Origin of the sequence: Arthrobacter sp. zg-Y844 (assembly GCF_024385465.1) — a bacterium.
GTDB lineage: Bacteria > Actinomycetota > Actinomycetes > Actinomycetales > Micrococcaceae > Arthrobacter_B.
Map to the genome: position 1 here is coordinate 1,104,501 of NZ_JANFLS010000001.1, position 11,066 is coordinate 1,115,566.

Sequence of the window (11,066 nt, forward strand, 5' to 3'; positions counted from 1 at the left end):
AAACCATGTCATCCGCTCCTGACGCTCCGGCCGCCCCGGCGCTGCGCACCGGAAAGAACGAGGCCCGCCGGGTCATTCTCTCCAGCTACCTCGGCTCGACCATCGAGTTCTACGACTTCCTGCTTTACGCCTCCGCCTCGGCACTGGTGTTCCCGCATGTCTTCTTCACCAACCTGGATCCGCTGGCCGGCACCATCGCCTCCTACGGCACCTTCGCCGCCGGCTATCTTGCCCGGCCGCTGGGCGGTGCCGTGTTCGGGCACTTCGGTGACCGGCTGGGCCGCAAGAAGATGCTTATTCTGTCGATGCTCATCATGGGCATCGCCTCCACCCTGATCGGCCTGATCCCCAGCGCCAACACCATTGGTTCCTGGGGCGCCGTGATCCTGATCCTGCTGCGCGTCTGCCAGGGCATTGCCGTAGGCGGCGAATGGGGCGGAGCCGCCCTCATGGCACTGGAGCACTCAGCGAAGGGGAAACGCGGATTCGCCGCCTCCTTCACCAATGCCGGAGCCCCCACCGGTGCGGCCCTCGGCACGTTCATCCTGGGCCTCTTCGCCTCCATGCCGGAGGACCAGTTCCTGTCCTGGGGCTGGCGGGTTCCGTTCCTGCTCTCGGCGCTGCTCCTTGTGGTGGGACTCTTTGTACGTTCCCGCGTTTCCGAAAGCCCCATTTTCAAGGCAGCCGTGGAGAAGGAAGCAGCCGATCAGGGCTACGCCAAGCCCAAGCTGCCGATCCTGCAGGTGCTGCGCCGGCCACGTGCGTTGATCTTCACCATGCTCGGCGGAGCCTCGGGCTTTGCCCTGCAGGTATTCCTGGCCACCTTCGCCGTGAGCTACGCCGTCGAACACGGAGCCGAGCGCCAGTCGGTCCTCTACGTCTTCGCTGCCGCTTCCATCCTCAGCGTCGCGTTTGTGGTGGGTATGGGCCGGCTCTCCGACCGGCTGGGCCGCCGTCCGGTCATGGTCGCCGGCCTGGTGCTGTTCATCGCCATGATCTTCCCGATGTTCTCCTGGCTGTCGACGGGCAACGTCTGGCTGATCTTCGCCGTCTTTATGCTCGGCTTGCTCTTCCATGCCGCCATTTACGGACCGCTGGCCGCGTTCATCTCCGAACAGTTTGGCACCACCGCCCGGTACACCGGTGCGTCCCTGGGCTACCAGTTCGCCACCCTGCTCGGTGCCGGCTTCACACCCGGCATCCTGTCCTCGATCTATGCCTCCAGCGGCCGGGACACCGGGCCCGTGGTCTGGTACCTGGCCGGAATGGCACTGATCAGTGCCATCTTCATCCTGCTGACCCGCGAATCCAAGGACTATGACCTGGAGACGCACGAGCACTGACCCCGCCTCAAAACAGTGCCGCGTCCTCCGCTGCTAGAGGACGCGGCACTACGGCGTCCACCCCCCGCTTCAGGGGTCTGTCCCGGAAGCGGGATGACACTCCCCGGCCCAGCCCGCGGCAGCTAGAAAGCAACCTGCTGCAGCAGCCGGCGGAGTTCGTCCTGTTCGGCGGCGGAGAGCTGCGCCATGGAGGCCGCTGTGGCTCCGACCACTGCCTCCCTGGCCCGTGCATACAGCTCGTCCCCGTCCTTGGTGGGCGCAATGACCTTTGAGCGGCGGTCCCGGGGGTCGGTCTGGCGTTCGACGGCGCCGCGGCTCTCCAGCTCGTCGATGATGGCCACGATCTGGCTGGGATCCAGCACCAGGAACTGGCTCAGCTCCCGCTGTGTTGGCGCCGCTCCGCTGCAGGCCAGGGACAGCACGGAGTAGTGGCGCACCTTCAGGCCGAGGTCGGCCAGCCGGCGGTTGGCCTCGGCCGAGCCCATGGACGCGGCGCGGGCCATCAGGAAGACGGGTTCGGCACCGAGATCGGTAGCGGCGAAGCGGGCGGCAACGCCGTCAGGGAAGGTGCTCATGGAGTGTTTGATCCTTCGGCAGGGGCACGGTCAGAACCCCATCCTAGGAGATAGTCGCTTCTCCCAATAAGTGAGGATATTAACTGTTGACTTTTTCAATGATATGCCGTGGAATGGGAACACCGCCGCAACGTGGCCGCAGTCACATGCGGCCGGCCTGAGCAAAGGAGCTTCGCATGACCACTGAATCCACTGGTGCACTCGCCGGAAAGGTCGCCGTTGTCACCGGCTCCGGCCAGGGCCTCGGGCTGGCCTACGCCGCCGAACTCGCCCGCCAGGGCGCCGCCGTCGTTATCAATGACGTGGTCCAGGAAACGGCAGACCGCGCCGTCGAAATGATTACTTCCGCCGGAGGCCGGGCCGTCGCCGTCGTCGCCCCGGTAGGCACTACTGAGGCCGCCACCGCCCTGGTGGAAGGCGCCGTGTCCGCCTTCGGTCGCCTGGACATCCTGGTCACCAACGCGGGTGTGCTGCGGGACAAGTCGCTGCTGAAGATGACTGACGAGGATTTTGACCTCGTGATCCAGGTGCATCTGCGCGGCACGTTCACCTGCGCCCGCGAGGCCTACCGGTATTTCAAGGAAAACAACGTGGCCGGCCGGATCATCACCATCGGCTCCCCCACCGGCCAGTACGGCAACTTCGGGCAGACCAACTACGCCGCCGCCAAGGCCGGCATTGTCGGCATGGTCCGCACCTGGGCGCTGGAAATGCGCAAGGCCGGCGTCACCGCCAACGCCGTCATTCCCGTGGCCGCCACCGCCATGACCGAAACTGTCCCCTACTTCCGCGCCGCCGTCGAGGCGGACCGCCGCGGCGAACCGATGCCGGACTTCTTCCGCAAGGACCTGGGTTTCGGCACCTCCGCCGACGTCGCCGGGCTGGTTGCGTACCTGGCCTCCGACGACGCGGCGGGAATCACCGGGCAGGTCATCGGTGCCGGCGGCGACCGGCTGCAGATCTTCTCCCACCCCGTACCCGTGGTCACCGAATACCGTGAGGGCGGTTGGACGTTTGAGGCCCTGCGCGAGCAGTTCCCGGTGCTCCTGGAGGGGAACCTGCAGCCGGTCGGCGAAAAGATGCCTCCGCTGCCTGAGGAACTGCAGCCCGAACCGCAGGCGCAGTAGGGACGGAGACGGAAATGCGCTACGAATACGGCTTGGACCTCGCGTCCCTGGACGCCATCGACATGCACGTGCACATCGAGTGCTCCGACCACGGCCACGCGTCGCTGCCGGCAGCCCTCACCGAGGCGTCGGCCAAGTACTTCAAGTCCGAGGACCGCAGCCCCTCCCTGGACACCATCGCCGAGCGGTACCGCGAATGGCGGATGGCCGCCGTCGTTTTCACCGTGGACGCCACCACCGCGCTGGGCCATGAACCGAACTCCATCGAGGAGATTGCCGAGGGCGCGGCGCGCAACAACGACGTACTGATCCCCTTCGGTTCAGTGGATCCGCTGCAGGGCAGCCGCGCCGTGGACCGGGCGCGGATGCTGGTGGAGGACTACGGGGTCAAGGGCTTCAAGTTCCACCCTTCGCTGCAGGGCTTCGATCCTTCGGACCAGCAGTTCTATCCGATCTACGAGGCCATCTCCGCCCTAGGCGTCCCGGCCCTGTTCCACACCGGGCAGAACGGCATGGGTGCCGGGCTGCCCGGGGGCTACGGCATCAAGCTTGCGTATTCGAACCCGATGCTGCTCGACGCCGTCGCCGCGGATTTCCCGGAGCTGCAGGTCATCATGGCCCACCCCTCCGTGCCGTGGCAGGACGAGGCCAACTCCATTGCCACCCACAAGGCCAACGTCTGGATCGATCTGTCCGGCTGGTCGCCGAAGTACTTCCCGGAGTCCCTGGTCCGGGCTTCCAACTCGATGCTGGCCGACAAGGTCCTGTTCGGCACCGACTATCCGCTGATCTCCCCGCAGAAGTGGCTGGGTGCCTTTGAGCAGCAGAGTTTCAAGGATGAGGTACGCCCGAAGATCCTGAAGGACAACGCGGTGCGCCTGCTCGGGCTGGATACCGCTGCCGGTGCTGCCGCCGGCGCCGCCAGCGCAGGGGAAAGCGCATGACCGGGCTGCTGACCGAGCCGCGCCTGTACCCGGACTGCGATCCGTTCAACGTCGAGGGGCGGCTGACCGAGGCGGAGAAGGCTCCGCTGCGGCGCCTGCGCCGGGTACTCGAGGACTCAGCCCGGCCGCTGCTGGCGGAATACTGGGAGGCCGGGGAGTTCCCGTACCAATTGGACGGCCCGCTGCGGGAGCTGAACCTGATGGTGCCGGAGGAACTCACCGCGGACGGCGCCGAACCCCGCGCGCTCTACCACGGCTTCCGGATCTTCGAACTGGCCCGCACCGACGCCTCGCTTGCCACCTACTACACCGCGCAGGCCGGGCTGTTCCGCACCGCGTGCCGGGTAGGCGGAACGCCGGAGCAGTTCGCCCAGTGGGATCCGTTGATCACCTCCTTTGAGATGACCGGCGTGTTCTGCCTGACCGAGCCCGAGCACGGTTCGGACATTGCCGGCGGGTTGGCGACGTCGGCACGCCGCGACGGCGAAGAGTGGATCCTGGACGGCGCCAAGCGGTGGATCGGCGGGGCGTTCACCGCCGATTACCTGGCCGTCTTCGCCCGGGACAGCGCCGACGGACAGGTCAAGGGGTTCCTCGTGGACCGCGAAGCAGCCGGGGTGCGGCTCGAAAAGATCCGCGGCAAAACGTCTCTGCGGATGATGCAAAATGCCGATATTTACCTCGACGGCGTCCGTGTTCCTGAATCCCGGCGGCTCGGCAATGTGAACTCCTTTAAGGACGTCGCGGCGATGCTGCGGGCCATGCGGTCCGACGTGGCCTGGATTGCCACCGGCATCCAGGCCGGAGCATACGAAGCTGCCCTGCGGTACGTGCGCAGCCGCGAACAGTTCGGCCGGTCGCTGGGCAGCTTCCAGCTGGTCCAGGAAAAACTTGCCCGCATGCTGGGCAACGTCACCGCGTCCCTGAATCTGGTGGCAGGCCTCGCGGAGCGCCAGCAGGAAGGGATTTTCCGGGATGAGGATTCCGCCCTGGCGAAGATGTGGATCAGCCTGCACATGCGTGAAACCGTTGCCCTGGCCCGCGAAGTGGTCGGCGGCAACGGGATCACCCTGGCCACCGACGTCGCCCGTTTCCACGCCGACGCCGAGGCCGTCTATTCCTACGAAGGAACCCACGAAATCAATGCGCTGGTCGTAGGCCGCGCAGTCACCGGCAAGAGCGCCTTCGCCTGACACGCTCCGCCGTATCCGTCCAGCAACCTAGGAGTTTTCCATGACTGAAGCACCCGTCTCCGCCCAGACCGTCGTAGCGTTCGAAGAGGTCAAGGACCTCATCGGCAAGAACCTCGGCACCTCGGCGTACCGCGAGATTACCCAGGGGCAGGTGGACCTGTTTGCCGATGCCACCGACGACCACCAGTGGATCCACGTGGATCCGGAGCGGGCCAAGGACGGCCCCTTCGGCGCCCCGATAGCCCACGGCTTCCTGACGCTGTCACTGCTGATCCCGATGTGGGGCGAGCTGTTCGACGTGACGGGCGTCAAGACAAAGGTCAACTACGGCCTGGACAAGGTCCGCTTCACCTCGCCGGTGAAGGTCGGTTCCCGGATCCGGATGACCGCCGCGATCGCCGAGGTCCAGGAGGTCAAGGGCAACGGCCTGCACGTGGTCGCGGACCTCACCATCGAAATCGAGGGCCAGGAGCGCCCGGCAGTCATTGCGCGGTTCCTCAGCCGGCTGTACGCCTAGGCGGTCGGGGCAGGCGGGCCGGAGGACTAGCGCCAGTAGTTGTTCGCGGCCGCAACGGTCGCGAACTCTGTGGCAACCACGTGTGAGGCCGCAATGATGCCGTCCGGGTTGTTGGCATAGGCATCCCGGATGATGTGCTCCGCCTGCCCGTCCGGCTGGATGGCAAAGGCGGTCTGCAGCGCCAGTTGAATGGCCAGCTGCCGGCCTTCCTCCGGGGTGGCGCACTTGAGGGAATTGTTCGGAACAAGCTCCATGGTGTCCGTCCTGTCTTTTCAAAGTCCGCCGGCCTGCCGGCTCGGCGCACGCGGGCGGATACACCCGACGCCAACAGTCTTGCGCCGCGCCGCCCGGCACTCAACCGTTTCCTCGGCTTTGCCCTCCCCCGGAGCCGGGACGGCGGGTGGCAGGCTACGTCCCTGCGCGCTGCTTCAGGGCCGCCTCCACTGCGGCAACCACCGCGTACAGCAGGATCGAGGCCAAGGTCACGGCGACGACGGCGGCCCACACCTGGTCATACCGCGCCCGGGACACCGCGGAGACTATCCCGTAGCCGATTCCCTGCCCCGTGGCGAGCCACTCCGCGAGCAACGCCCCGGTCAGTGCCCCGGGAATGGAGACCCGCAGCGCGGTGAACAGGGCGGGCACTGCTGTCGGCACCGCCACCTTCCGGAAGGCATCGAACCGGCTGCCCCCGTACACCTGCACCACTTCGAGCATGGCCGGTGAGGCGGAGCGCAGGCCGAACACGATGGTGACGAGCGCGGGGAACAGCACCACAATGCCGCCCATCGCGGCCACCGCAGCTTCCTGCCGGCCGAAGACCAGGATGATCATCGGGGCGAGTGCCACCAGCGGCACCGAGCGCAGGAGCATGGCCAGCGGCATCAGAGCGTGCTCCACCCCGCGGAACAGGGTGAAGACACAGGCCGCGGCGAGCGCGGCCAGCATTCCGGCGGCGAACCCCATGCCGGCGTCGAGCAGTGTCTGTCCCAGCTGCCCGCCGACCAGCGCGCGGTTCTCTGCGGCCTCCGGGTCCAGGACCAGGAATGTCCAGACCTCCCACGGTCCCTTGCCGATGTAGGCGGACACGTCGAAAACCTTCAGCAGCCCGATCCAGAGCGCACCAACCACGGCCAGTGACACCGCCAGGCCCAGCAGCATCCGGCCGACGGACCGGACCAGCGCGCCCATCACAGGCCGCCCACCCGGACACCCGGCGCGCCGGAGGCCCACGGAACAGCAAATCGGGACAGGAGCCCCAGCACCGCGTAGGCGGAACCGGCCAGGGCGGCACAGGCACCCGCCACACCCCATACCCGTGCCACTTCCAGGGTCTGCTGCGCGTTGACCATCGCGGGCCCCAGTCCACGGTCCACTCCGCCCACGTACTCACCGAGGATGGCACCAAGCAACGCGGCCGGTGCGGCAATTTTCAACGCAGCCAGGACCGACGGCAGGGCAGCAATGATGCGGACCTTGAGCAACTGATGGATCCGGCGGCCGCCGAACACCGTGACGATGTCCAGGCAGGCACGGTCCGCCGCTTTCAACCCGGCCAGGGCGCTGACCATCGTGGTGAAAAACACCGACAGTGCAGCCAGTGCCACCGCCGTTCCCGAGGACTCTCCGGACCGCGGCGGGCCCAGGACAATAAAGATCACGGGGCCGACGGCGACCACCGGCAGGCAGTAGCTGACGACGGCCAGCTGCGTGGCGAGCTGCTCGAGCCGCGGGACCAACAGCACCAGGAACGCCAGCAGCAGGGCCAGGGCGTTGCCCCACAGATAACCGGCGCCGGCTTCGGCCAGGGTCACGGCGGCATTGCGCCAGTAGAAACCCCATCCGTCGGCCCCCACCTGGGCGAGCACCTCCCACGGGGTCGGGATGGCTCCGGGGCCGCCGTCGCCTGCGGCGCCGATGCCACTGAGGAAGGTGGCCGCACCTACCCACCAGAGGGCCAGTACGGCAGCCGCGCCGGTGACCCCCACGGCCCACGGCGGCACGCGGGTCATGATGCCTCCGCGGAGGACGGCCCGCCGAAAAGCAGCTCGGAGGCGTGGTCGTGCAGGGCGTGGAATTCGGGGGTCCGCATCATTTGCGGGGTGCGCGGCCGCGGGAGGTCCACGGTGATGACCTCCTTCACGCGGCCGGGACGCGGGCTCATCACCGCCACCGTGTCCGAGAGGAAGATGGCCTCGGAAATTCCGTGGGTGACCATCAGCGTCGTGGCGGGTTTCTCGGTCCAGATCCGCAGCAGTTCAAGGTTCAGGCGCTGGCGGGTCATATCGTCCAGGGCTCCGAAGGGCTCATCCAGCAGCAGTACCGACGGTTTCAGAACCAGCGCCCGCGCAATCGAAACGCGTTGCCGCATGCCGCCGGAGAGCTGCGCGGGCCGGGCCTTTTCGAATCCCTCCAGGCCCACCAGATTGATCAGCTCGCGGATATAAGCGTCATCCGCTGCACGCCCGGCGACCTCCAGCGGCAACCGGATATTCGTGTACACGCTCCGCCACGGCAGCAGCGCCGAGTCCTGGAAGGCGATGCCCAGTTCATGGCCGCGCCGGAGATCCTGGGGCGACTTTCCGTCTACAAGGACTTCCCCGGTGGTCGGTGTTTCCAACCCGGCCAGGATCCGCAGCACGGTGGATTTTCCGCAGCCGGAAGGACCCAGCAGGGAGATGAAGGATCCGCGGTCGGTGACGAGGTTGGTCTCCGCCAGGGCTGTCACCTCTTTCCGCCCCGATCCGAACGTCTTACCGAGATTCGTCAGCCGGATTCCCGTGCCGCTGCCCGGCCGGGCGGCTTCCCCGGGTGCTGTGATGCCCGGGGAAGCCGGTGCCAAGGCGTGTTCGGACTGCATCTACTTCAGCTCCGGGTTTTCCTCGTACACCTCGGCCAGGAGGCTCATGTCGAACACCTGCTCGGCGGTGAGGTCATATCCGGCCAGTTTCAGGATTTCCAGGTTCTCCGCGATCAGCGAGTCCGAGATGGTGAACAATCCGTTGGCTTCGGTATCCGCGGATACAACAAGCTTGGTGTTCTGTTCCTCGGCCTGCCGGGTCTCCTTGGCCGTGTCCAGGTTCAGGTCCGTGCCGTAGACCTCGACGGCCAGCCGTGCGGACTCCTCGGGGTCGGCGACGGCGTCCTTCCATCCCTGCGCGGTCGCCTTCAGGAATGCCTTGAGTTCCTCCCGGCGGGTTTCAATGGCTTCGTCAGTCGTCACGAAGCTCTCTGCGATGAACGGGAGGCCGTTGTCGGCGAAGGGCAGTACGGCGGTTTGATGCCCGGCCTGCTCCAGTGTCAGCACTTCATTGGTGAGGTAGCCGAAGAATCCGTCCACATCCCCGTTGACCAGCGGCTGCGGGTCATATTGCACCGGGACCTTTTCCACGGAACCGGGATCGATCCCGTTGACCTCGAGCAGGGCGTCAAAGAGTGTTTCGTTGACGCCGGCCTGCACTCCGATCCGTTTGCCAACGAGGTCCTCCGGCGTGGTGATGGGCAGGGAACCCAGGGAGATGATGACGAACGGGTTCTTCTGATAGGTGGTGCCGATGATTTTCAGCGGTGCGTCCTGCTCCGCGATGACCGGGGCCACCCCCATGGGGCTGGAGGTTCCCACCAGGGCGCCGCCGGAGAGGACCATGGTTTCCGTCGAGGTGCCGCCGGGACCGCCTGCTATGAGGTTCACCTCGGAGAAGCCTGCATCCGCGTAATAGCCCTTCTCCTCGGCGAAGTACTCACCGGCGAATTCGGCGTTCTTGATCCAGGACAGGTTCACGTCCAGGGTGTCGTACTCCGCGTCCCCGGCGTCGGCAGACCCGCCGCAGGCGGTGACCATCAGAAGGCTGGACGCGGCGAGTGTGCCGAGCAGGATTCGTGTATTCGCGGCGCGTGTGCGCAACCGGGGCAGGACGTTCATGGGTACCGCTTTCAGTAGGTGCGGGGTGATGAATCCCGAGCCTACGAACGCTTTGTTTCTGCGGCGGACACCCCCTGTTACGGTGCGGTATCGGTCCGTTACGGTGCCGTAAACTCCCTCTCCTCCGCTGGCATCAAGGGGATCCCGGCGCTACCCCAGCAGCTCGTCGACGTCGGCCCACACATCTGCGGTCCGCACTTCCGCCACAAACGAATCGTCATGTTCGCACCGCTCCGCCGTCCAGCCGACCTGCGTGACGTCCGCCTTGCAGACGGGGCACTCCGACACCCAGGACATGTGCACCCGGTGCCGGGTGCGGCCCATCGCCCCGGCGTTGACGACGTTGCCGAACCAGTAGATCCCCACCGTGGCCGCGCCAACCGCCTGCGCCAGATGCCGGGGCCCGCTGTCATTGCCCACCATCACCGCACTGGCCTGCAGCAGGGCTCCGAGTGTGCCGATGCCCAGTTCGCCGGCGAGTGAGCGGACGGGCGCATCGGGTCCGGCCTCGGCGAGCGCAAGGTCCACAACCTCCTGCGCGAGGCCCCGGTCGGCGTCGTCGCCCACCACCACAACCTGGCAGCCCCGGGCGACGGCACGCACCGCCACCTCCGCGAAGCACGACGCCGGCCACCGCCGCCGCGGGTCCGTGGCCCCGGGGTGCAGGGTCACCAGGTTCCGGCCCGGCAATACCAGGGCCCGCGCCGCTGCTGCTTCTTCGGGCAGGACGGGCAGCTGCGCGTCCAGGCTGACGGGGGCGGCTCCGGCGAGCCCGGCCACTTCCAGGGCCCGGAAGACCTCGTGCTGGTAGTAGATGTAGGGAATGCTCCGCTCCAGGGCAGCAGCATCGGGGGCGCGGGTCCCCACTGTGTGCCGTGCCCCCAAGCGGAGCAGGAAGGGATTCGAGTTCCGGCCGCCCCCGTGCACCTGTACGGCCAGATCAAACCGCTCCCGCTGCATCCGGGCCAGGAATGCCTCAACGGCCGCCGGGTTCTCCGGTCCGGAGGCAATGCCGGGGGCGGCGGGCAGGACCTCAACCCGCTGCACCGGCCCGGGCCGGTCCGCCAGCAGGGCGGCGTGCAGTGCAGTACCAAGCAACGTGATGGACGCGGACGGATAGGCGGCGGCGAGCGCTTCGACCGCAGGCAGGGCGAACATCAGGTCCCCCAGCCCTCCGCCGCGCAGCACGGCGATTTTCTTCACCGCCGGAAAGGGTGCGGCCAGGGGGCCGACACCGCGGACGAGCCCCGCCCGGTCGCCAGGGGTGTGCAGCGGCCCGCGCTGTTCCGTGGTCTGCTGCTTCATTGGGCTTCCTTTCGCCGAGGACGCGCGTGCCGCGCCGGTCTGCCCTGTGGGCACTCACCATAGGTGCTGGCGACGCCGGACCCAAGGGAGGTGTCTCCTCCAGTTGGCCGCGGCGGATCGCGGTCCGAAGGACCAGAAGG

At 67.1% G+C, this 11,066-nt stretch carries 12 protein-coding genes; 5 read left to right on the forward strand and 7 right to left on the reverse strand.

Features of this window, described 5'->3' with window-relative positions:
* Nucleotides 1–5: 5 nt before the first annotated feature.
* The gene (locus NNX35_RS05275; protein ID WP_255765463.1) at nt 6–1,343 is read left to right on the forward strand and encodes an MFS transporter; all 1,338 of its coding nucleotides are present in this window, start codon (nt 6–8) and stop codon (nt 1,341–1,343) included.
* Nucleotides 1,344–1,465: 122 nt separating this feature from the next.
* Here NNX35_RS05275 and NNX35_RS05280 read toward each other — a convergent pair whose 3' ends face one another.
* A complete protein-coding gene (locus tag NNX35_RS05280; protein WP_255765464.1) occupies nt 1,466–1,918 on the reverse strand; it encodes a MarR family winged helix-turn-helix transcriptional regulator in 453 nt (150 codons plus the stop codon).
* A 176-nt stretch (nt 1,919–2,094) separates the two neighbouring features.
* On the opposite strand from NNX35_RS05280, the gene NNX35_RS05285 reads away from it, so the two are divergent.
* The 4 genes from NNX35_RS05285 to NNX35_RS05300 are packed head-to-tail and all read left to right on the forward strand — an operon-like array spanning nt 2,095 to nt 5,699.
* Nucleotides 2,095–3,045 (forward strand): SDR family NAD(P)-dependent oxidoreductase, encoded by a 951-nt coding sequence (locus tag NNX35_RS05285; RefSeq protein WP_255867182.1) that lies wholly within the window; start codon nt 2,095–2,097, stop codon nt 3,043–3,045.
* A 14-nt stretch (nt 3,046–3,059) separates the two neighbouring features.
* A complete protein-coding gene (locus tag NNX35_RS05290; RefSeq protein WP_255765466.1) occupies nt 3,060–3,989 on the forward strand; it encodes an amidohydrolase family protein in 930 nt (309 codons plus the stop codon).
* Entirely contained in the window at nt 3,986–5,182 is a 1,197-nt protein-coding gene (locus tag NNX35_RS05295; protein ID WP_255765467.1) for an acyl-CoA dehydrogenase family protein, read from the forward strand. Before NNX35_RS05290 ends, NNX35_RS05295 begins: the two co-directional genes overlap by 4 nt.
* Nucleotides 5,183–5,222: 40 nt before the next feature.
* Nucleotides 5,223–5,699, forward strand: a complete 477-nt coding sequence (locus NNX35_RS05300; RefSeq protein WP_255867183.1) for a MaoC family dehydratase — start codon at nt 5,223–5,225, stop codon at nt 5,697–5,699.
* A gap of 26 nt (nt 5,700–5,725) precedes the next feature.
* Here NNX35_RS05300 and NNX35_RS05305 read toward each other — a convergent pair whose 3' ends face one another.
* From NNX35_RS05305 to NNX35_RS05330, 6 genes are all read right to left on the reverse strand, one after another.
* Nucleotides 5,726–5,953, reverse strand: a complete 228-nt coding sequence (locus tag NNX35_RS05305; RefSeq protein WP_227920259.1) for a hexameric tyrosine-coordinated heme protein — start codon at nt 5,951–5,953, stop codon at nt 5,726–5,728.
* 154 nt (nt 5,954–6,107) lie between these two features.
* Nucleotides 6,108–6,890, reverse strand: coding sequence for an ABC transporter permease (locus tag NNX35_RS05310; protein WP_255765469.1), 783 nt, complete (start codon nt 6,888–6,890; stop codon nt 6,108–6,110).
* Nucleotides 6,890–7,711: an ABC transporter permease gene (locus tag NNX35_RS05315; protein ID WP_255765470.1), complete on the reverse strand. Its 822-nt coding sequence runs from the start codon at nt 7,709–7,711 to the stop codon at nt 6,890–6,892. Before NNX35_RS05315 ends, NNX35_RS05310 begins: the two co-directional genes overlap by 1 nt.
* Nucleotides 7,708–8,559, reverse strand: a complete 852-nt coding sequence (locus tag NNX35_RS05320; protein ID WP_255765471.1) for an ABC transporter ATP-binding protein — start codon at nt 8,557–8,559, stop codon at nt 7,708–7,710. The genes NNX35_RS05315 and NNX35_RS05320 overlap by 4 nt, the downstream gene beginning before the upstream one ends.
* Nucleotides 8,560–9,621, reverse strand: coding sequence for an ABC transporter substrate-binding protein (locus NNX35_RS05325; protein WP_255765472.1), 1,062 nt, complete (start codon nt 9,619–9,621; stop codon nt 8,560–8,562).
* Nucleotides 9,622–9,771: 150 nt separating this feature from the next.
* Entirely contained in the window at nt 9,772–10,926 is a 1,155-nt protein-coding gene (locus tag NNX35_RS05330) for a glycosyltransferase family 9 protein (RefSeq protein WP_255867184.1), read from the reverse strand.
* Nucleotides 10,927–11,066: the final 140 nt, after the last annotated feature.